This is a genomic window from Pseudomonas sp. LF020 (assembly GCF_053456425.1).
The window spans coordinates 39451-61127 of the sequence record NZ_JBRFIX010000012.1 but is presented as its reverse complement, the minus strand read 5'-3'; the positions used below and the strand labels follow the sequence as shown (position 1 = coordinate 61127).

20 protein-coding genes are annotated in these 21677 nt (G+C 60.2%); 10 read left to right on the top strand and 10 right to left on the bottom strand.

The genetic code is table 11. The features are described from left to right. The first annotated feature begins 122 nt into the window (after nucleotides 1-122). A complete protein-coding gene (locus ACU680_RS23995; protein WP_367084821.1) occupies nucleotides 123-830 on the top strand; it encodes a response regulator in 708 nt (235 codons plus the stop codon). Continuing rightward, complete coding sequence (locus tag ACU680_RS23990; protein ID WP_367084820.1) at nucleotides 831-2117, top strand: ATP-binding protein; 1287 nt, start codon at nucleotides 831-833, stop codon at nucleotides 2115-2117. 124 nt (nucleotides 2118-2241) lie between these two features. On the opposite strand, the gene ACU680_RS23985 is transcribed toward ACU680_RS23990, so the two are convergent. Next, a complete protein-coding gene (locus tag ACU680_RS23985; protein WP_448180687.1) occupies nucleotides 2242-2730 on the bottom strand; it encodes a GFA family protein in 489 nt (162 codons plus the stop codon). A gap of 232 nt (nucleotides 2731-2962) precedes the next feature. Here ACU680_RS23985 and ACU680_RS23980 point away from each other — a divergent pair, with 232 nt between their 5' ends. From ACU680_RS23980 to ACU680_RS23970, 3 genes are all read left to right on the top strand, one after another. Continuing rightward, nucleotides 2963-3847: a LysR substrate-binding domain-containing protein gene (locus tag ACU680_RS23980; protein WP_448180686.1), complete on the top strand. Its 885-nt coding sequence runs from the start codon at nucleotides 2963-2965 to the stop codon at nucleotides 3845-3847. A gap of 99 nt (nucleotides 3848-3946) precedes the next feature. Continuing rightward, nucleotides 3947-5068 (top strand): agmatine deiminase, encoded by a 1122-nt coding sequence (gene aguA / locus ACU680_RS23975; RefSeq protein WP_448180685.1) that lies wholly within the window; start codon nucleotides 3947-3949, stop codon nucleotides 5066-5068. A gap of 2 nt (nucleotides 5069-5070) precedes the next feature. Beyond that, nucleotides 5071-6174 (top strand): extracellular solute-binding protein, encoded by a 1104-nt coding sequence (locus ACU680_RS23970; RefSeq protein ID WP_448180684.1) that lies wholly within the window; start codon nucleotides 5071-5073, stop codon nucleotides 6172-6174. 173 nt (nucleotides 6175-6347) lie between these two features. Here the strand turns inward: ACU680_RS23970 and ACU680_RS23965 are convergent, their stop codons facing one another. Genes ACU680_RS23965 through ACU680_RS23955 form a run of 3 tightly spaced genes read right to left on the bottom strand, consistent with a single transcriptional unit; the run spans nucleotide 6348 to nucleotide 8890 of the window. Further along, nucleotides 6348-6977 carry a DNA-3-methyladenine glycosylase family protein gene (locus ACU680_RS23965; RefSeq protein WP_448180683.1) on the bottom strand — a complete coding sequence of 210 codons (630 nt, stop codon included), beginning with the start codon at nucleotides 6975-6977 and terminating at the stop codon, nucleotides 6348-6350. Nucleotide 6978: 1 nt separating this feature from the next. Further along, nucleotides 6979-7776 carry an isocitrate lyase/PEP mutase family protein gene (locus ACU680_RS23960; protein WP_448180682.1) on the bottom strand — a complete coding sequence of 266 codons (798 nt, stop codon included), beginning with the start codon at nucleotides 7774-7776 and terminating at the stop codon, nucleotides 6979-6981. Between the two features lie 31 nt (nucleotides 7777-7807). Then, nucleotides 7808-8890, bottom strand: a complete 1083-nt coding sequence (locus ACU680_RS23955; protein ID WP_448180681.1) for a bifunctional transcriptional activator/DNA repair enzyme AdaA — start codon at nucleotides 8888-8890, stop codon at nucleotides 7808-7810. Nucleotides 8891-9074: 184 nt separating this feature from the next. Here ACU680_RS23955 and ACU680_RS23950 point away from each other — a divergent pair, with 184 nt between their 5' ends. Continuing rightward, nucleotides 9075-9488: a VOC family protein gene (locus ACU680_RS23950; RefSeq protein WP_448180680.1), complete on the top strand. Its 414-nt coding sequence runs from the start codon at nucleotides 9075-9077 to the stop codon at nucleotides 9486-9488. 3 nt (nucleotides 9489-9491) lie between these two features. On the opposite strand, the gene ACU680_RS23945 is transcribed toward ACU680_RS23950, so the two are convergent. Next, entirely contained in the window at nucleotides 9492-10112 is a 621-nt protein-coding gene (locus ACU680_RS23945; protein WP_448180679.1) for a LysE family translocator, read from the bottom strand. Between the two features lie 274 nt (nucleotides 10113-10386). Here ACU680_RS23945 and ACU680_RS23940 point away from each other — a divergent pair, with 274 nt between their 5' ends. Continuing rightward, nucleotides 10387-11001, top strand: a complete 615-nt coding sequence (locus tag ACU680_RS23940) for a biliverdin-producing heme oxygenase (protein WP_448180678.1) — start codon at nucleotides 10387-10389, stop codon at nucleotides 10999-11001. Continuing rightward, nucleotides 10998-13244 carry an ATP-binding protein gene (locus ACU680_RS23935; protein ID WP_367084807.1) on the top strand — a complete coding sequence of 749 codons (2247 nt, stop codon included), beginning with the start codon at nucleotides 10998-11000 and terminating at the stop codon, nucleotides 13242-13244. Before ACU680_RS23940 ends, ACU680_RS23935 begins: the two co-directional genes overlap by 4 nt. Before the next feature lie 65 nt (nucleotides 13245-13309). Here ACU680_RS23935 and ACU680_RS23930 read toward each other — a convergent pair whose 3' ends face one another. Next, nucleotides 13310-17005: a hypothetical protein gene (locus ACU680_RS23930; RefSeq protein ID WP_448180677.1), complete on the bottom strand. Its 3696-nt coding sequence runs from the start codon at nucleotides 17003-17005 to the stop codon at nucleotides 13310-13312. Nucleotides 17006-17226: 221 nt separating this feature from the next. Between ACU680_RS23930 and ACU680_RS23925 the strand changes: the two genes are divergently transcribed. Beyond that, nucleotides 17227-17814, top strand: a complete 588-nt coding sequence (locus tag ACU680_RS23925; RefSeq protein WP_448180676.1) for a LysE family translocator — start codon at nucleotides 17227-17229, stop codon at nucleotides 17812-17814. A gap of 51 nt (nucleotides 17815-17865) precedes the next feature. Here ACU680_RS23925 and ACU680_RS23920 read toward each other — a convergent pair whose 3' ends face one another. From ACU680_RS23920 to ACU680_RS23905, 4 genes are all read right to left on the bottom strand, one after another. Then, a complete protein-coding gene (locus tag ACU680_RS23920; RefSeq protein ID WP_448180675.1) occupies nucleotides 17866-18618 on the bottom strand; it encodes a type 1 glutamine amidotransferase domain-containing protein in 753 nt (250 codons plus the stop codon). A gap of 60 nt (nucleotides 18619-18678) precedes the next feature. Further along, nucleotides 18679-19512, bottom strand: a complete 834-nt coding sequence (locus ACU680_RS23915; RefSeq protein WP_448180674.1) for an AraC family ligand binding domain-containing protein — start codon at nucleotides 19510-19512, stop codon at nucleotides 18679-18681. Nucleotides 19513-19547: 35 nt separating this feature from the next. After that, nucleotides 19548-20051, bottom strand: coding sequence for a VOC family protein (locus ACU680_RS23910; RefSeq protein WP_448180673.1), 504 nt, complete (start codon nucleotides 20049-20051; stop codon nucleotides 19548-19550). A 237-nt stretch (nucleotides 20052-20288) separates the two neighbouring features. Then, a complete protein-coding gene (locus ACU680_RS23905; RefSeq protein ID WP_448180672.1) occupies nucleotides 20289-20957 on the bottom strand; it encodes a class I SAM-dependent methyltransferase in 669 nt (222 codons plus the stop codon). A gap of 91 nt (nucleotides 20958-21048) precedes the next feature. Between ACU680_RS23905 and ACU680_RS23900 the strand changes: the two genes are divergently transcribed. Then, nucleotides 21049-21441, top strand: a complete 393-nt coding sequence (locus ACU680_RS23900) for a GFA family protein (protein ID WP_448180671.1) — start codon at nucleotides 21049-21051, stop codon at nucleotides 21439-21441. The last annotated feature ends 236 nt before the right edge of the window (nucleotides 21442-21677 follow it).

The window sequence follows — 21677 nt, the reverse complement described above, 5'->3', positions numbered from 1 at the left end:
GAGTATGAAATATCACCAAAAACCGGCCCCTGCGGCCGGTTTTTGCTGCCCGAAACAACGCCTTGCCGCCGATTGCCGCCATAATGTCGCCCACTTCACACATGGGTTGGCACACGGTTGTTATGGATAACCTGGGTTTTGGCAAAGTCCTGCTGGTCGAAGACGATGAGCGTCTGGCCACGCTGATTGCGCACTTTCTCGAGCAGCATGGCTACGAGGTGCGCGCGGTGCATCGCGGCGATCTGGCGGTGGCCGCGTTTCTCGAGTTCCAGCCCAAAGTGGTGGTGCTTGACCTGATGCTGCCGGGGCAGAGCGGCCTGCACGTGTGCCGGGAAATTCGCAGCGTGTCGGACACGCCGATCGTCATCCTCACCGCAAAGGAAGACGACCTCGACCATATTCTCGGCCTGGAATCCGGCGCCGACGACTACGTGATCAAACCGATCAAACCGCCGGTTTTGCTCGCGCGGCTGCGCGCCTTGCAGCGGCGCCAGGTACCGGAGACCGGCGTGGTCAGTGCGCTGGAGTTCGGCCGTTTGCGCATCGATCGCAGCTGTCGCGATGTGCGTCTGGCCGGCGAGATCATCGAGATGACCACCATGGAATTCGAATTGCTGTGGCTGCTGGCCAGCGCCGCCGGCAAAACTTTGTCCCGCGATGACATCCTCAACCGCATGCGCGGTATCGCTTTCGATGGGCTCAATCGCAGCGTCGACGTGTACATCAGCAAGTTGCGCAACAAACTCAAGGACAATCCCCGCGAACCGGTGTGCATCAAGACCGTGTGGGGCAAGGGTTATCTGTTCAATCCGTTCGCGTGGGAGCTGTAGATGCTGCGGTTATTCCTCGGGCTGTTTCTGGTGATGACGGTGGGGCTGGTGCTGGCCCTGCAAACCGTCGAGCACACCTTCAACGCCTTGCTCGACAACCAGATGCAGGCCTACAACCGCGAGGCGGTGCGGGGTCAGGCGTGGTCACTGGTCGAGCACATGCGCGATCAGCAGGGCGCGGCGCGCGAGCGGCAACTGGAGGCGTTGCGCCCGCATTACGGCTTGTCGCTGAAGCTGATCGAGGCCGATCAACTGGATCTCAGCCCCGAGGAAAAGGCCGAACTGGCGCAGAACCTGCTGGTGATTCGCGACAATTACACCCAGTTCATCAGCAACATCGACGGTGGCTCGCAACTGCTCAGCATCAAGCTGCCGCCCGAGCCGAGTCTGATGCCGTTTTACATCGCGGTGGCTTACGCGATGCTCGCGGTGCTGATCGGCATCGTGCTGTTTTTCTGGGTGCGTCCGCACTGGCGCGATCTGGAAAAACTGCGTCTGGCCGCCGAGCGCTTTGGCGACAACGATCTGTCGGTGCGCATTCAGCTGTCCAAGCGCTCGAACATCCGCGACCTGGCCGAGCACTTCAACCTGATGGCGGCGCGCATCGAGAGTTTGATCGCCAATCAGCGTGAGCTGACCAACGCGGTGTCCCACGAGCTGCGCACGCCGATTGCGCGATTGTCGTTCGAACTCGACCAGCTCAAGCAACAGCCGGACGCCAGCCAGAACCGCGAACTGATCGCCGACATGTACGCCGACCTTGGCGAGCTGGAGGAAATGGTCTCCGAGCTGCTGACTTACGCCAGCCTCGAACGCGGCGCGACGGTGATCAAACGGGAAAACATTCAAGCGGCCAACTGGCTCGACAGCGTGGTCGGCAGCGTGGCGCTGGAGGCCGAAGCGGCGGGGGTGCAGTTGTTGATCGGTGACTGCCGGCTTGACACCGTGCGCATCGAGCCGCGTTTCATGGCGCGGGCGGTGATCAATCTGCTGCGCAATGCCATTCGTTATGCCGAGCAGCGTGTCGAGGTGACGCTGGTGCGCAGCGGCGATTACTACGAGGTGCGGGTCAACGACGACGGCCCGGGTGTGCCGGTAGAGGGCCGAGAGAAAATCTTCGAACCGTTCTCGCGGCTGGACGCCAGTCGCGACCGTCGTACCGGCGGTTTCGGCCTGGGATTGGCGCTGGTGCGGCGGGTGTCGCAGTCCCATGGCGGGCAGGTCGAGGTCGGGGAATCGGTGTGGGGTGGGGCGTCGTTTCGGATGACCTGGGCGCATCTGGACTGATTTGTGCTGTCAGTTCCGGCCCTATCGCTGGCAAGCCAGCTCCCACAGGTTACTGGGCGTACACAAAACCTGTGGGAGCTGGCTTGCCAGCGATAGGGCCATCAATCACAGCACAAGACTGGACTTATTTGACCAACCCCAGTCGCTCATGCCACTGCGCAATCGACTCCTCGGGATATACCGCAAACTGCTTGTCTTTGGGCTTGGTCTCCACCTCGACCCAAGGCGCCTTCGATCCCAGCATCAAATGCGTATGCTCCGGCGGCACCGGCAGCGGTGTATCGATGGCCGAAGCGAACGGATGAATCAGCTCTGGCCATTCCGGGCTGAACAGCCACAAGCCGCTGCCGCACTGTGAGCAGAAATGCCGCTCGGCCGTGCTGCGATGGGCACGTTTTTCACCTGCTTCCTTCATCTTCGCGTGGTAGATGCTGATGTGCTTGCGGCCCTGAACCTTGAGGCTGGCCGCATCGCCACCGAGGTTGATCGCGTAACCGCCTCCGCCCTGAGTCTTGCGGCAGATCGAGCAGTAGCAGCGTTGATAAGGGTAGGGATGGGCGCTGGTCAGGCTGAAAGTGACGGCGCCGCAGTGGCAGGAGCCTTCGAGGTGCATGAGGGGGCCTCCAGTGGCTGAAGTGGTGCGGTTGAGCCTAGAAGGTTTGTGGCGATCATGCAGACGCCATCGCTGGCAAGCCAGCTCCCACAGTGATTTTTGGTGTGCGCGGCTTTGCCATTCGACACAGAACCTGTGGGAGCTGGCTTGCCAGCGATGAACGATGACGCGGTCGCACTGGACGCCCACCGCCAGCCCGGTCAGCATGTCCCCAAAAAAGGCACTCCAACCCATGCGAAGACTCCCCTCACTGGCCGCCCTGCGAACCTTCGAATGCGCCGCCCGCCACGCGCATTTCGGCCGGGCTGCGGCCGAGTTGTGCGTCACCGACAGCGCGGTCAGCCACCAGATTCGCCAGCTCGAAGAGCAACTCGGCGTCTCGCTGTTCATCCGCGAAGGCCGGCAGATCCGTCCGACTATTGCCGCCGGGCGCTTGATGCAAAGCCTGCAGCAGGCCTTCGAACTGATCGGCGAGGCCTGCGATGAACTGCGCGATCCTTCCTCGCTGGCGGTGTTGCGGCTGGCGGTCACCGCCGAGCTGGCGCAAAAGTGGCTGATGAACCGCCTCACCGATTTCTACGCACGCTATCCGCACATCACCCTGCACCTCTACGAACAGCCGATCGACGCCAGCGCGCCGGGCGAAGACATCGACCTGGCGATCACCTACGGCACCGGACCGGTGGACAGCAGCGCGTATTTCGTGCGGCCGTTGCCGGCGCTGCATTTTTTCCCGGTGTGCAGCCCCGGGCTGTTCAACCAGGGCAGTCTGAAATCCCCGAAAGACCTGGCCCGTCATTGCCTGCTGCACGACGATCAGGACGGCAAAACCTGGACCGCCTGGCTGACCAGCCACGCCGGCGACCTGCGCCCGCAGCGCCAACTGTATTTCGCCCATGCCGGTCTGGCGCTGGAAGCGGCGGCGCAGGGGCAGGGTGTGGCAATGGGCGACAACCTTACCGCGCAGGAGGACTTGCTGAGCGGGCGGCTGGTGCGACCATTCATGTCGAGCATGACCGCGCTCGGCCAATACGCGCTGGTCTGCGAGCGAGTGCGCCTGGAGCGTCCGGCGGTGGCGCAGATGCTCGAATGGTTCAACGATCAACTGGCCGATTGATGAGTTGAATTCAACTGTTCCGCAATAATCATCGTTGGCGGGTCAGTCGTCCGCGATCGTAGCCTGTGGTCATTCCCAACCCCAAGACGAGGTTTGACCATGGCACGTTTGCTCGACTCCACCCCCAAACGCGACGGCTTCCGTCTGCCCGGCGAATTCGAAGCCAAATCCGGCTGCTGGCTCGGCTGGCCGGAGCGTACCGACGTGTGGCGTAACGGCGCGAAACCGGCGCAGAAAGTCTGGGTGCAGATCGTCACCGCCATCTCCCACAGCGAACCGGTCACTGTGTGCGCCTCCGCTGCGCAATTCGCCACTGCGCGCCGCCAGTTGCCGCCGCAAGTGCGCGTGGTCGAGATGACCTGCAATGACACCTGGTTTCGCGACAGCGGTCCGTGCTTTGTGGTCAACGACCAGAGCGGCGAAGTGCGTGGCGTCGACTTCGAATTCAACGCCTATGGCGGGCTCGACGGTGGCCTGTACTACCCGTGGGACAAGGACGATCAGATCGCCAGCAAGATCCTCGAAATCGAACGTTTCGACCGTTACCGCGCACCGCTGATAGCCGAACTTGGCGGCATCCAGAGCGATGGTCAGGGCAGCATCCTCACCACCGAACAGTGCCTGCTCAACCGCAATCGCAATCAGCATCTGGGCAAGGCCGAGGTCACTCGACGCCTGACCGATTACCTCGGCGCCGAACAGGTGATCTGGCTGCCACGCGGCTGCAAGTTCGACGAGACCGATGGCCATGTCGATGACCTCGCTTGCTTCGTGCGCCCTGGCGAAGTGGTGCTGCAGTGGACCGACAACCGCGACGACCCGCAGTGGGAAATCTATCAGGAGGCCTACGACATCCTGCGCAGCACCCGCGACAGCCGTGGTCGCGAATTGATCGTGCACAAGCTGCCGCAACCGGACGTGCTGGAGTGGACCGCCGAAGAGGCCGAAGGCCTCGATCAGCAGGACAGCACTCACACCCGTCAGGCCGGCACCCGAATCTGCGCGTCGTACATCAACTACTACGCCGGCAACAGCTCGATCGTGGTGCCGCTGTTCGGTGATCGCAACGATCAGGTGGCGCTGGCGACCCTCGCCGAACTGTTCCCGCAGCACAAGATCGTCGGCATCGAAAACTCCCGGGAGATCCTCCTCGGTGGCGGCAACGTCGCATGCATCACCATGCCGCAATACGCCGGCACGTCTAATCGCCAGGGGGTGTGATGATGGGCCTGCACAAACTGACTCAAGCGTTATTGCTGGTGCTTGCACCCCTGTGTGTGCAGGCCGCCGACCCCGCCAGACCGGTGGTCAATCTGTATATCTGGGGCGAGTACCTGGCCCCGGATACGCTGAAGAACTTCGAGGTGCAGACCGGCATTCAGGTGGTCGCCGATCACTTCGATTCGCTGGAAACCGTGGAGACCAAACTGCTCACCGGGCGCAGCGGGTATGACCTGGTACTGACCGCCGGGCAACACCTGTCGCGGGCCATCGAGAGCGGTGCGATCCAGCCGCTGGACAAGGCCCGGGTGCCGCACTTTGCCGGGGTTGGTGAGGAGTTTCGCCAGCACATGGCAGTATTCGATCCGGGCAACCGTTACGCCGGGATTTATGCCTGGGGCACGACTGGTGTGGGTTATCAGGAGCAGGCGATCAAGCAGCGTCTGCCGAATGCGCCGACCGACAGCTGGGCGATGCTGTTCGACCCGGCGGTGGTCTCGAAATTTGCCGACTGTGGCGTGAGTCTGCTCAACGATCCGAACGAGGTGTTCGCTGCGGTCATGAAGTACCTGGGCCTGGACATCAACCGCCAGAGCCTCGATGACCTGAAACTCGCCGAACAGCAACTGGCGAAGATTCGTCCGTACATTCGCTACTTCGACAACGACCTGAATATCAGCGACCTGGCCAACGGCAACACCTGCGTGGCGATGTCGTGGAATGGCAACGTGGCGATTGCGGCTGGGCAGGCACAAGCGGCGAACAAGCCGTTCCAGCTCAGTTACCGCATCCCCAAAGAAGGTACGTTGATCTGGTTTGACGCCATGGTCATTCCCAAGGATGCGCCACATCCACATCCACAGGCCGGGCTGGCGTTGATGGATTACCTGATGACACCTGAGGTGATCGCGCCGATCACCGACACCATCCACTACGCCAATGCGATCACGGCGGCGGACGGCTTGGTCGATGCGTCGATTCGCAATGATCCGGGGACGTACCCGTCAGCGGCAGTGCGGGCTTCGCTGTACAGCAAGAATGACAATGGCAAGGCGTTCAATCGGGCTTTGATTCGGGCGTTCAGCAAGTTGAAGTCTGGCCTCTGAAAAGCCAACCCTCACCCCAGCCCTCTCCCGGAGGGAGAGGGAGCCGACCGAGGAGCCTTGCGTAATACATCGACCTGAAAATCCGGGGCGACTATTGGATTCACAGCCGCTATTTCAGGTCGGCGGATATCTCCAATCTCTCCCAGTCAGTTCCCTCTCCCTCCGGGAGAGGGCTAGGGTGAGGGCAGCGGTTTTGGCATGCGCCACAGGTACCAAGCCGCCACCGTCCGATACGGACTCCACGCCAAGCCGATTTCGATCATTTGCCTGCGCGTCGGCTGCACCTCCAGCCCCTTCAATCGGCGATAGCCCTCGCGCACGCCAAAATCATCCGCCGGCAGAATATCCATGCGCTCCAGGCTGTAAATCAGCAGCATCTCCACGGTCCAGCGGCCAACCCCGCGCAGGCTGACCAAACGTTCAATCAGCGCCTCATCGTCCATCGCCAGCGCGGTGGGGTAATCCGGTACCACGCCGTCCAGCGTTGCCTGGGCGATGCCCTGAATGGTCGCAATCTTGCCCGCCGAAAAACCGCAGCCGCGCAGTTGATCGAAGTCGGTCGCGAGAACCTGTTCCGGCCGGGGAAACGTCTGCCCCGGAAACAACGCCACCAGACGACCGACAATTGCATCTCCGGCCTTGGCGTGCAGTTGCTGATAGGCAATTGCCCGCACCAGCGATTCGTAAGGGTCACGCGCCGGGTGCGGTTGATGCAGGCACGGGCCGACGGCTGCGACGTGGCGCTGCCAGTCCTCGTCGAGCGCGGCCAGAAACGCGCTGGCCGCCTGATAACGATCCGGCATGCTATTTCAGCAGTCCGTTGACTTCGCCGTAGGTCAGCGCCTTCAGGTCGTGGGTGTCGAGCTTGCCGCTGGCGAGGAAGCTTTTCACCAACGAGCCCATCGCGCCGTAGAGGAATTCGGCGATGCCAGACCCGGCGCTCAAGCGCCGAACGCCCAGCGCTTGCAGCTCTGTCGGCGACGGCAGGCAGGCGAAGCCGAGCACGTTCACCGGCAGTGACGTGCCCTTGCAGATTGCCTCGATTTCATAGGCGGCGGTCACGCCGGCGGCAAACAGACCATCGGCGCCAGCGGCCTGATACAACGCCGAACGGCGCAGGGTTTCGGCGACGCGATCCTCGGCCGGTACCAGACCCTTGAGGTAGACATCGGTGCGCGCGTTGATGAACAGCTTCACATCGCGTTTGCGGGCGACTTCGCGTGCAACTTCGATCTTGCGCGTCAACATTTCCGGGGCGCCGCTGCCGTCCTCGATATTGATCCCGACCGCACCGGCAGCGAGCACCGCTTCGATGACTTCGGCCACACGCCCGAGGTCATCGGAATAGCCGGCCTCGATGTCCACGCTCAGCGGCACCTGGATCACCCGCGCGATGGATTCCACGGTTGAAATCAGCCGTTCGAGGGGCAGGGTGTTGCCGTCTGGATAGCCATGCGCCCAAGCGACTGCCGCGCTGCTGGTGGCGACCGCTTTACCGCCCGCATGCTCGACCAGTCGCGCGCCAGTGGCGTCGGCGACGTTGGTCAGGATCAGCAGACCTTCCTGGTGTAACTGGTGGAACCGAGTGTCGAGCGCGTTCATCGAAATCCCTTCTTGTGAGTGGAGCGAAGTGTCAGAAAGCCAGTGGTTGCGTGAGCTGCACCGCAGCGTTTTCCAGCCTCAGCAGAAACGCCTTGCGCGGCTGCCCACCACCATAGCCGGTCAACGAACCGTCCGCACCGATCACCCGATGGCACGGCACCACGATCGCCAGCCGATTGTGCCCGTTGGCCAGCCCCACCGCACGACTGGCGCCGGGTTTGCCCAAGCGTGCCGCGAGGCTGCCATAGGTGCTGGTCTGGCCGTATGGAATTTGCAGCAGTTGCTCCCAGACTTGCCGGTCGAACGCGCTGCCGGGCAGGTGCAGCGGCACGCTGAACAGAGTGCGGGTCCCGGCAAAATATTCGTTGAGTTGCGCTTCGATCTGCCGCAAATACGCGTTGTGCCCCGGTGCGACCACGTAGCCGTGGCGGGTTTGCAGCTCTTCGACTTCGCGGGTCAACGCCGGGCGATCGAGAAACTCCAGCAACACCAGTCCGCGACGTTCGGCCATCGCGATCATCGGCCCCAGCGGCGTGGTCAGGCGGGTGAACAGCAGCGGTTCACTGTTGGCCGCGCGGCCCGGGGTGATGTGGAACGACTTCTGGAACGCATCGCGAAAACCGCTGAGCGATTCGTAGCCGGAATCGAACGCCGCATGATCAATCGAGGTGCCTTGGCGAATGCCGCCCAGCGCCATGCCGAGCCGGCGCGTGCGCAGCCACGCATGAAAGGTCATGCCGAAATGTTGCTTGAACCAGCGCCGCAGCTTCAGCGGTTCGATGCCTTCGGCCAGCAGTTGCGCATCGCTCCAGCGCACTTCCGGGTCGGCATCGACGGCGGTGAGCAGGCGCTGCACCCAGTCGGGGGCGATGGCTGCGGCGTCCAGCGGCTTGCAGCGCAGGCAGGCGCGGTAACCGGCGCTCAAGCACTCATCGGCGTGGGCGAAAAATTCGACGTTCTCCGGTTTCGGCTTGCGCGCCGTGCAACTGGGGCGGCAGAAGATCCCGGTGGTTTTCACGGCCGTGAAGAACACCCCCTCGTAGGCGGTGTCGCGTTCGAGCATGGCGCGAACCATCTCGGCGTGGGGTGGCAGGAGTGCGGTTTGTATGTTCATGGCCTGAGAGTAAAACCAGATTCTCGATGGCTCCACCGAAAAATCGACAGTGAATTTCCAATTCCCCTGAACTACCGTGTAGGAGCTGCCGCAGGCTGCGATCTTTTGCTGTTGATTTTAAGAAACAAGATCAAAAGATCGCAGCCTTCGGCAGCTCCTACAGAGTGGGTGAGGTGTCGAGTTTATGCATCCGTTTTCGATTCAACATATTGATCACATCGTCCTGCGCGTCGCCGATCTGCAACGCAGTATCGACTTTTACCGCCAGGTCTTCGGCGCCGAAGTGGTCAGGCACAACGAACCATTGGGGCTGGTGCACCTGCGCGCCGGGACCTCAATGATCGACCTCGTCGACTTGCAAGGCGAACTGGGCAAAAAGGGTGGCGGGGCGGCCGGTACCGAGCGGCGCAACGTCGATCACTTCTGCCTGCGCATCGAGCCGTTCGATGAGCCGGCGCTGATCGAACACTTGCAGTCCTGCGGCCTGAGCGTGGAAAAAGCCGCCAGACGTTTCGGTGCCGAGGGCTACGGCCTGTCGTTGTATTGCTTCGACCCGGACGGCAATCAGGTCGAGCTCAAAGGGCCGTCCGAGGTCTAGGCATCACGCGCGTTTCGCCAGCAACAACATCGAGGCCGCCGCCGACAGCAGCCCCGCGCAGCAACGGTTGAAGATGCGTTTGCCGCGCGGCTCGGCGAACCAGCGGCGCATGTGCAGGCCCATCCACGCGTAGGCGCCGATGGCGATCCATTCCAGCAGCAGGAACAGCGCGCCGAGCACGGCGAATTGCGCCGGCACCGGGCGGCCCGGGTCAACAAACTGCGGCAGAAACGCGGTGAAAAGCAGGATCGCTTTCGGATTACCCGCCGCTACCAGAAACTCCTGACGCGCCAATTGCCAGAACCCCACCGACGCTGCAGCCACTTGCTGCGCGGCCTCGGGGTTGGCGCGCCAGAGTTGCCAGGCCAGATACAGCAGGTACGCCGCGCCGATGATCTTGATCGCATGGAACAGCCATTCCGAGGTCTGCAGTACTACCGACAGCCCAGCGCCAGCGAGGGCGATCATTGCGGCGAACGCAATAATCCGCCCGATACCGGCGATGCAGGCTTGGCGATAGCCGTAGCGGGTGGCATTGCTCACCGACAGCAGGTTGTTCGGGCCGGGGGCCATGTTCAGGGCGAAACAGGCCGGGAGAAACAGCGATAGCGTGGCGAGATCCATGGGCTTGGGCTCCGGAAGCGATGACGCTTTTTTATCACAGGCGGCGGGCGCGTTGACCCGTACAGTCACGCGGTGCTGTCGCGGTACAGCGTTGGCAGGCTCTTTGATCGAGTCGAACTTTTCTGATTCTTCAGAACTCTGAAAGGTCTGAAGGCGCTGGTTTCGTCAGAAAAATCTGTGCGCCAAGTCAGAAAAAGGCGTTTGCCGTGTAATATCCGTCCAAAGCTGCAAACACCCTGCCGGCCCCGAAGCGGCCCCACCAAGAGCGATCTACATGCAAGCAAAGGCCCGTGAAGTTTATGTGCCACCGGTGCTGCAAGATCTGCGAGCCGGCACTGCCGAACTGCACATCGCACTGGAAAAACGTCTTCCTTTTTTCTCCGATACCCTCGATTCCAACGCTTTCGTACGGTTGATGCAGGCCTACTACGGCTTTTATCAGCCGCTGGAAAGTGCACTGCTCGACAGTGGCGTGATCCCGGTCGATTTCGATCTTGCGCCACGTCTCAAGGCGCCGACCCTGTTCAATGATCTGAGGGCTCAGGGCCTGACGACCGAGACTATCGGCCATCTTCCTCTGTGTCAGTCGTTGCCGGTGATCGACTCCAGCGCTGCCTGTCTGGGTGTGTTGTACGTGCTGGAAGGGGCAACCCTCGGCGGGCAGATCCTGCGTCGCGAAATCGCTTCGCGGTTGAGCCTGGACGCCGACAGCGGCGCGGCATTCCTCGACATTTATGGCGCCGCCACCGGTCGCCGCTGGCGCGATTTCATTGACTACCTGGGCAGTCGAACGCTGGATGCGGACGAACGTGAAGCCGTGGTCGCGGCAGCCCAAACCACATTCAGTTGCTTCGAGCGCTGGCTCGAAAGCCGGGAGGTACTGGCATGAACCCGCAAGACCAACAAGCCTTTGAAGAACTGCTGGCCAACTGTGCCGACGAGCCGATCCGCTTTCCCGGGGCGATCCAGCCACACGGCCTGTTGCTGACCCTGAGCGAGCCGGCGCTGGACATCATTCAGATCAGCGCCAACGTCGAGACCCTGCTGGCACGTCCGGCGCAGGAACTGGTCGGCCAGCCGCTGCACGAATTGCTGGGTGAGACGCACACGTCGGCCGTGCGCGAGGCGTTGCAACAACCGGTGTTTGCCGATGCCGGCCCGCTGCATTTTCGCCTCAACGGCACCGCGTTCGAGGGGCTGCTGCACCGGCATCAGGGCGTGTTGATTCTGGAACTGGAAATCCACGTCGAAAACTTCCAGCCGCGTAACGTCGCCGGCAACCAGACCCATCTGGGGCGCATGCTTCAGCGCTTGCAAGCGGCCACTTCGCTGCAGGCGCTGTATGACATCAGCGTCAAGGAAATCCAGGCGATGACCGGTTACGACCGGGTGCTGATCTATCGCTTCGAGGAGGAGGGTCACGGTCAGGTAATCGCCGAGGCGTCCGATCCATCGATGGAAGTGTTCAACGGCCTGTTCTTCCCGGCCTCGGACATCCCCGAGCAGGCGCGTGAGCTGTACCGCACCAACTGGCTGCGGATCATTCCGAATGCCGATTACCAGCCAGTACCGCTGGTGCCCAAGCTGCGCCCCGATACCCAGACTCCGTTGGATCTGAGTTTCGCCACTCTGCGCAGCGTCTCGCCGATTCATTGCCAGTACATGAAGAACATGGGGGTGCTGTCGTCGATGAGCATCTCGCTGCTCAAGGGCGACAAGCTCTGGGGCCTGATCAGCTGCGGCAACCGCCAGCCGCTGCACGTGCCGCATGAACTGCGCAGCGCGTGCCAGACCATCGGTCAGGTGCTGTCGCTGCAGATCAGCGCGATGGAAGCGCTGGAAATCAGCCGCCAGCGCGAGGAGAAAGTCGAGGCGTTGGCGTTGCTCAATCAGGCCATGATCGACTCGCCGGAAAACGTCTTCGACGGTCTCGCGCAACAACCCCAAGTGCTTATGGCGCTGGCCGGGGCCGGGGGCATTGCGATCATCGAAGACAAGCAATTGCACCGTTATGGCAACTGCCCGGAGCCGGAAGACATTCGCGCCCTGCACAAGTGGTTGCAGGAAACCGGTGAGCCGGTATTCGCCAGCCATCATCTGGCGAGCGTCTATCCGCCCGCCGCGCAGTTTCAGCAAGTGGCCAGCGGCGTGCTCGCCATGAGCCTGCCCAAACCGGTGGACAACGGGGTGATGTGGTTCCGTCCCGAGGTCAAGGAAAACATCAACTGGAGCGGCGACCCGCGCAAACCGCTGGATCTGGAAAATTCCGACGCCGGCCTGCGTCTGCGTCCGCGCACTTCGTTCGAAATCTGGAAAGTCGAGATGGCCGGGATCTCTACCAAGTGGAGCCACGGTGATCTGTTTGCGGCCAACGATCTGCGCCGCTCGGCACTGGAAAACGACCTGGCGCGTCAGGTGCGCCGTGAGCAGGAGGCAGTGCGCGCCCGTGATGAACTGGTAGCGGTGGTGTCCCACGACCTGCGCAACCCGATGACCGTGATTTCCATGCTCTGCGGCATGATGCAGAAGACCTTCAGCTCCGACGGCCCGCACACTTCGCGACGCATCTCCACCGCGATCGACACCATGCAGCAGGCCGCCGGGCGGATGAACACGCTGCTCGAAGACTTGCTCGACACCTCGAAGATTGACGCCGGGCGCTACACCATCGCCCCGCAGACCCTGGATGTCGGGCAGATGTTCGAGGAGACCCAGTCATTGCTCGGGCCACTGGCGCTGGACAAGGACATCAGCATCTCGTTCCAGGCCGATCCCGATCTGAAGATCCACGCCGACCCGGAGCGCCTGTTTCAGGTGCTGTCGAACCTGATCGGCAACGCGATCAAGTTCACCCCGCGCAAAGGTTCGGTGGGCGTGTTGGCCAAATCTGACGGCAAGGAAATCGTGTTTACCGTGCGCGATACCGGCGAAGGCATTCCCAAGGAAAACCTGGCGCGGGTGTTTGACCGCTACTGGACGGTGAAGGAGGGCAACCCGACCGGCACCGGCCTGGGCTTGTACATCACGCAGGGGATTGTTGAAGCCCATGGCGGGCGGATCGAGGCCAGCAGTGAGCCGGGAGAGGGTACGGAGTTTCGGTTTACCGTGCCGGCGATGATCGGGAGCGAGTGATAACCCTGCAGCGAGACAAGAACAGCCCGGCGGGTGAACGCCGGCCGGGCCGCTGCTACTCGTGATCAGATGCCTGACAGTGGTCCATCGACACCATGAATTGCGTTGAACGCTTCTTTCGAAAGCGGGTTGAAACGGTTGCGTCGTAGCTCGCTGATTGCGAACAAAGCACGGCCTGTGCGGCCATTGCCGTCACCGAACGCATGGAAACCCACAACCGCACCGAGCAGTTGCTTGCCGAAGTGTTCATGAGCGGGGTTCAATAGTTTCAGGTGATCCTGCATCAGCGCAAAGCCACTGATGTTGCTAACATACTTCGCCTCATTCAAGCCCACGCGAATGGTGGCGGCGGTGGCGGGCGCGATACTAAGATGTAACTGTGCAATGACCGCAGGATCGGTCAGCGACTTGTTGCTGGCCGCGTATTCGCGCAGTATCGCCACGATGCTGTCGAAGTCGTTACCTTGCGAGTTCGATGCATAAACAATCCATGCACCGGCGCGCTCGGCATTATCGCTGAGGCCTCGAATGTTGAATCGCGATTCTTCCAATATCCCATTGTAGGGGGCTGCGCCCAAGTCCTGTTTCAGCAGATTCTGCTGATAAGTTTTGATGTAGTTGGCTTTGCGCACTTCGACCTCGGTGACCGTTGCCAGCAAGGTTGAATATCCATTGCCTAGCGTACGTGTAGCACTGTAGTCGAACGGATTTTTGGACATGAAGGTTTTTAGCAGCTCTTCCACAGCTGTTTTGCCAATCAGCTTCTCAAGCTCCTGAGTTGATTGCAGTTTACGTGTGGTCTCGAAAATTGAACTCTGGAAAAGCTTATCCAGCTCAAGAGCGCTGACATCCTTGGGGAACGCAACGGTCTTGTCAGTCAGCCGGGCCAGGATCTGGCTTGCGCTCTCGATGGTGTCATCCTTGAACAACGCTCTGGCATGCGCCACCGTCGGCAAAGTCATGCGAATCTCCGCTGCAGCTCCGGACTTGCTCAATGCCTTGACCAGATCGTACGAGCCGCTGCTGGTACTGCTCAGCGCTCGAAGTTGTCCCGCTCCTGCCCGGATGACGGTTTGGCCGAAATGGCTGAGCTTCATCGCGCCTTTGCCGACCAGTTTGGCACCACCATAGGCCAGCTTCGGAACGCCATCGAGGGGGTTGAACACTGACAGCGCAACGCTTGCGCCGACCTTGGTCAGGCTTAACAGTCTTGTGCTGCTGCCCAGCGCCTTGCTGAACGGACCGATGGCTCCGGCAAAGACGAAGAGGATCGCGGTAAGGTCCATGACGCAACTGAATATGGCGCCGCTGCGAAGATCCGGGTCACTGGAGGTCAGGCCTTTGATGCACTGGCGGAACGGGATGACGAGGTCAAGAACGACTTCGATGATGTTGTCGTTGTCATCGAGTATCTTCTCCAGGGCGGGTCTGTCGTAACCGAGTTCATAAAACTGATCAAAATTGGTCGGGGGACTATGTTCGACAATCATTTGGCCAATCTCGTAGAACCGCTCCGAGTTGAAACTTTGAATAGGGCTGCGCGTAAAAGGTCGCGCGGCATCAGGTTGATCAAGCTCGGCAAACCGTTCGAGAATGATGCCCACGTCTCGCGACTCCTCACCCACGGGGGGCTCGCCTTTGAAGTAGGCGCTTTTCTCGATTCGCGCGTGAAGATACGTCATCGACTTGAAGTCGCTTTCGCCATTCGGTTTCACATTAAACCACCCGTACTCACCGAGTGTTTCGCCGAGGCTGTAAGCTTTAGCCAGTACCGGATTATTTCGGCAAACGCCTTGCAGGGGGAATATTTCAAAACAGTAAAAATGCAATCCATACTTGCAAAACACCATGCTGCCAAAACGAGCTATTTCACGTGGATCAAAAGGTACGAAGGCGCTGGTTATCTGGATCTGTTGGGAGAAATCACGCACGCTGTAGATGGCCGTTTTGCCAAATTCAAGTGCCATCCGCTCTTCCAGTGGTAATCGTGAAAGTGCCAGGCGCACAGTTGTATTGATTGCCGCTTTGTATTCTGTGAAATAGTTTTTTACTTCTTCCTTGTAAATGTCATTGATTGGCTTGAGTGTCAACAGGCCCGGATATGCCTTGTAGATACTTGTGCCAGAGGGCCTGTCATAGCGCCTTTTGAACAACCGGTCGCGGGTCATATAGACATCAAGCACGGAATGATAACCGCGCTTGGCTCCGCGTTCGACCGGCAACGCTATTTGTATCATCGGGTCGCAATTAATCTCGTACAGCTCGTCTTTCGCCAGCTTGCGACGGCTGACCGGCGGGGTGGCGATCGTTGTCAGCGCGGAGCCGATCGCTTCGATGTGGGCGTTGTAATGCGTGGCAGCCTGCTTGAAGAGCTCCTGGGTTGGCAGGTCATGAGCATTTTCCGGTTCCAGGCCATTGAGCAGCGACCAGTCCATGATGCCTTGCAGGCTCGCCCAGTCATGCAGGGTCTGCTGTTGCGCACTGGTGGGCAAAATCGCGCCCAATTCAAGCAGCTTGTCATAGGACATCTGACGGGACAGGCCAGGCGCGATGCTCTCGGCCAGTCGTACCGCTTTGCGCAGAATTACCCAGCCTGGCGTGCCGATCTGTAGAGTCGTGGGTAGCCTGACCAGGAACTCCGGTGCAAGTCCGGCGAGGATCAGTTCCAGCGTCAGGGGAACTGCATACTCCTTGATACGTCCGCGTTCGAGTGCTTGTTCCAGTGCCAGTTTTACCTCATAGGCATTCGCCTGCACGTGACCCGGATTATAGATGTGCTGCTCAATGAAATTCTGGTTCTTGTCCTCGCGACCCAACGCCAGATCCAGCATGATCGCTGCAACCAGCAAGCGACTGCGCTGCTCCGTGCTCAGCCCAGTCGCATTGGAGATGGACGGTATATTCAGCGCTTCGATGCAGGACTGGACGAAGGCTTTGGCTTCTTCGGTCTCGATCAGCCGTGCCCAGGCGAAACGCGGGGATTCACGCAGGGCTGTCGGCGTCTCATGCTTGAGCAGGGCAACCGCCAGATAGTTGATCAGCGGTTCCCGGCGCGGCTCACCTTTGTCCATCAACTTATAAATGACTTGGTTGATATCCGGGTGCTGATCTTCGTCGATGCACAGAGCTGTCGCGCCTGTTTCGTTCGATATGCCCCAGTAGTTGCCATGCGTGGGTGGCAGCGGCAACGTCAGTTCGAGCCAGGCGATCAGGTTTTCAAGCTGTTCCACTGTCTCGGGCTGGTTCAGTTGCTGGTACTGCAGCCAGTTGAGCAAGGGCAGACGGTCGCTTGAAGATACGATCCCGCCTGTCATGACTGCACTTCTGGCCAGCAGTTGCAGGTCGGATTTCAATGAATCGATCGCGTGGACCTGCTGAGTGATATTGATGCGTTCGATAAACCTCCCATCAGCTTTTTCGACTTCATGGACCTGAAAGATCTCGCCCTCTTTATTGACCAATGTCCAGTGGTCATTATCGACTTCCAACGTATCGACGATCGCAACGAATTGTGGCTGACGTATCAGTTGGCGCAGGACGATGTGTGCCGAAAAATGTGCCTGGTTGAATTGACTTCCTTCAAGAGTTGAAATGCACAGTTGCTTGCTGTTAAAGAGGTTGGTGGGGTAGGCATAGTAGCTGCCGCTCTTTTCCTTTTCCCGCTTTTCGAGTGTTTCCCTTATTGTCTGCGCAATAGCACGACGCTCAAGTTGCTCACTTGGTAACGGCGCGGGAGTAAAAAGATTGCTTGAAGTTGTCATTGGGTGTCAGTCCATCCATGGTTTATAGGTGGGTCAATAAACGAGTACGACGAAAGTTGTTTTCGCAGGGCGACTATATCGACGCAGCCAGGGCTTGTTTTGCAGTATTGGTTTCAATATATGTTTCATGCCAGTCAATACCAGGGCAATTTTCTTCAATACATGAGGCCCTGCCTTAGTTAACCTGAGTCTCTTTCTCCCCGATCTGCAGCAGGTGTGTAATGAGTCTGATTGTGTCGATGGCGGCGTTTGCTCTGGTGGCGTCCATAACCCCGGGCCCGGTGAATATTGTCGCGCTGAGTTCCGGTGCGCAGTTCGGCTTTCGGGCCAGTCAGCGGCATGTGGCGGGAGCGACGCTGGGGTTTGTGTTGTTGCTGGTGCTGATGGGGTTGGGCCTGCATGAAGTCCTGAAACTGTGGCCATTCCTGACCCGAGTTGTGCAACTGGCCGGGGTGGCGTTTCTGTTGTTCATGGCCTGGAAACTGGCTGCCGATGACGGCCAGGTGCATGCCGGCGAGACGGCGCGGGCGCCGTCGATGCTGTACGGCGCGGTGATGCAATGGCTCAACCCGAAAGCGTGGCTGGCGTGTGTGGCAGGGATGGGTGCGTTTGTCGCCGATGGCGAGGCGCGGCTGGTCTGGCAGTTTGCGGCGGTGTATCTGGTGATCTGTTATCTGTCGGTCGGTTGCTGGGTGTACGCCGGGACGTTTCTGCGTGGTTATCTGGGCAATCCGGCGGGGATGCGCTTGTTCAATCGGTTGATGGCTTTGTTGCTGGCGGCGAGCGCGGTTTATCTGTTGTTGCCCTGAGCCTGCAACAGCAACAGATCGCAGCCTGCGGCAGTTGCTACAGGGGAGTGATCATTCAAGCTGCTGCAGCATGGCGACCCATTCTGCGGCGAAGCGATGGCAATCACCCGGCCAGCGTGCCGTGAGCAAGTTGCCGTCGCGCACCACGAACCCGGTTTGCGGCGCCTGCGCGCTGTCACGTCTGGCAATGAGCGGGCCGCGTATAAAGTCGGAGGTGCGCGACAGCGCGGCCGTCACTTCTGCCTCGACGGTCTGCGGGTACGTGCGGTAGTAACGCCCCAGCCACGGTGCGGTCAGCAGCCAGGCCGGCAACTCCATGGTTGCTGCCAGCAGCGCTGTGACCTTGCGCCCGAACAGCAGCGAACGCCCGGTATCGGGGTCGAGGGTGCGCGCCAGCAACAACACGCCATGACACACCGCCGCCACCGGTTTCTGTGCCTTGAAAAACTGCAGGGCGATCTGCCGGGCCTGCCCGGACTCCAGCAGGCTGCGCATGCCTTTGGCGTGACCACCGGGAATCAGCAAACCTTCGAACTGAGACGGATCGACATCGGCATACGCCAGCGGCTGCTGAAATTCCGCGCTTTCGATCATCTGCGCGTAACTGTTCAAGTCCGCTTTACGGGTCATCAGTATGGCGTTCAACGGGCCGAAACCAACACTCACCAAACGTGGGTCGGCGTAAGCCGGCAGGCCTTGCGGCGTGGCAAAACGCGCTTCGATACCTGCGTCGCGCAACGCCTGCCACGGCACGCTGCTTTCGGTCGGATCGTAATCGGCATTTGGCAGAAGAATCAGAATCATCCGGAGCAGACTCCCGGGCCGGAATTGGCCGCTGATCCTCAGCGTAGCCGCTTTCGCCTGTCAGCCGCGATATTGGCCGGGGGTTGCCGCCAGATGTTGTTTGAATGCGCGCTGAAAATGCGCCTGATCGGCAAACCCTGCTTCCAGTGCGACATCGGCAATCAACTGGCCGCTGCGCAGGCGTTCGCGGGCGAACTGGATGCGCTGGTTGACTACAAAGGCATGCGGGGTCATGCCGTAATGCTGTTTGAACGCACGGATCAGATACGACGGTGACAACTGCGCCGCCGTGCAGATGTCCTCTAGGCTGAGCAGATCGGTGCAGTGTTCGCGGATGAAATCCGCAGCGCGTTCGAGCTTGAAATTCGGCTCGCGCAGCGCCGGTTCTGCCGGGTTCAGGCGCAACTGCAGATCGCTGAAAAACTCCACCACTGCGCTGTGTTTGCGCAGTACGTCCTGCTGCTCGTCGATCAGTGTGGCGTAAAGCCCTTGCAGGTCACGAAACAGTTGTGGGTCATCCAGATGAGTAATGGAAAACCGCCGAAACTCAAGCTCCGCACTGAACCCCAGTTGATGCTGCAGATCTGTCAGCCACGGCGTATCGACATACAACATCAAGTACGACCACGGCTGATCATCGAGCGGATTGCAGGCATGCACGTCGCCCGGATTCATCAGCACCACAGTGCCGGCGGCGACTTCGAACCTCGATTTCTCATGCACATAAATGCTGCGCCCGGCCGTGATCGCACCGATCGAAAAATGCGCATGGGAATGGCGCGAGTAGCAGACCTCACGGCCATCGGCGATGGCCCGCGCTTCGATGAAAGGCAGGGCAGCGTCGCGCCAGAAGCGTGGGGCTTTTTCAGGGTTTTTGGCGGCAGCGTGTTTCATCGTCATGGTTCCCGGCAGGCCAGAACCGGAGTGTATTAGCTCTGGCCGGCAAAGGCCCGCTCCAGTTCGGCGATGTCGAGTTTTTTCATCTTGAACACGGCCTGCATCGCCCGTTGCGACTTGCTGGTGTCGGGGTCTTGCATCATGTGCATGAACGCCACCGGTACGATCTGCCACGACACCCCGAACTGATCCTTGAGCCAGCCGCATTGCTGGGCCTCGATCGGGCCGCCGGCCGAGAGGTTGCCCCAGAAGTGGTCGACTTCTTCCTGATTCTGGCAATTGACCTGAAACGAAATGGCTTCGCTGAACTTGAACATGGGTCCGCCGTTGAGGCCGGTGAAGGTCTGGCCGTCGAGTTCGAAACTGACAGTCATCACCGCGCCTTCCGGCTTGCCGTGAAATTCCTGGCCGACCTTGCTGTAGTGGGTCAGGCCGGTGATTTTCGAATGATCGAAGATCGAGCAATAGAACTTGGCGGCGGCTTCGGCCTGATCATCGAACCACAGGCACGGTGTGAGTTTTTGAAAGCGTTGCATGGCAGTCATCCTCGGCAGGTTAGACACGCAGGATTTATAGCGTAGTCAGTCCTTGGTCGAATGGCGGTGCCGTAGATCGACAAGTGCAATGCAATTCAGCCAACACCCTGAAACCTGTGGGAGCTGGCTTGCCAGCGATGAGGTCGGCACATTCAGAAGTGATGTTGCCTGAGCCACCGCCATCGCTGGCAAGCCAGCTCCCACAATATCTGTGACTCAGTCAGGATGTGCAGGGAGTCAGCGGCGTTCGGCGATCATCAACAGTGACTGCGGCACCGGGCTCTGCGGATGCTGCGGCTCCTGCAAACTGACAATCTGAAACCCGGCCATGTCCAGCGCGTTGCACCAACTCGACAGCGTGCGGAAATACCAGGGCATCGGCTGCCACTGGCCCTTGAACGCGGCGAACGACTCCTCACGCCAGCCGTCCTGATAATTGCCGGCCGCCACGGTCCACGGATGCAGGGTCTGAATGATCATGACGCCGCCGGGGAGCAACAATGCATTCATCGCCGCGAGCAATGGAATGATGTCCTGATGCAGCAGCGAGAAGTTGGCGCAGATCAAATCGTAATCACCGCCAATATCAATTTCGGCGTCGACCAATGCCGCGTAACTGGCGACATGCACCTTGGCCGAACCGGCGTCGCGTGCCGCATCAATCAAGGTTGCATCGCCATCGACGCCCGCCGCATCGATACCGCGATCCGCCAGCGCCCGCAACATCCAGCCTTCGCCGCAACCCAGATCCAGTACGCGCTCCGGTTGCCGGCCCATGATCGCCAGCAGGATCGCCTGATCGGTGACCTGCTGGCGGCTTTCGATGGCACCGCTGCGGATCGCGTCGATCCAGGCATCAGCGTTGGCGTGCCAGCTCTGTAGGAGGGTGGACTCAGGGGAGGGCATGGCGCAGTCTCCGGTAAGGCAGAATATGGGCGTTCGCTTGTACGGCTGCTATGTTCAAAGGCTGAACAGAGTCTGGCAGAGGATAGACAGCATGAAACCATTGACTGGCGGTTGCCTGTGCGGCGATGTGCGTTTCGAAGCAGCGGGCCAACCTTACCGCGTCGGCCTCTGCCACTGCCTTGATTGTCGCAAACACCACGGCGCGCTGTTTCATGCCTCGGCGATATTTCCCGAGAATGCGGTGACCGTCAGTGGCAGGACTGGCACGTATCAAGGGCGAGAGTTCTGTCCGCGCTGTGGTTCGCCGGTACTGGCGCGTTCGGGGGATGAAATTGAAGTGAATGTCGGCTCGCTGGACGCGCCGAACCAGTTCACGCCGACTTATGAACTGTGGACTATCCGTCGCGAGGCCTGGTTGCCGGCGCTGCCATTGGCTCACCACTACGAACGTGATCGCGAAGGGACGGGGCGTTCCGAGGCATAACCTTGTAGGAGCGAGCCTGCTCGCGAATGCGGTGGGTCAGTCAACCCATCATTGACTGACCGATCGCCTTCGCCAGCAGGCTCGCTCCCACACGGTCCCTGGTGTGACCGAGTATTCAGCAACCACCTGAAAACCTGTGGGAGCTGGCTTGCCAGCGATGGGGCCGGCACATCCACAATTGATGTTGCCTGATCCACCGCTATCGCTGGCAAGCCAGCTCCCACATGGATGTGTGG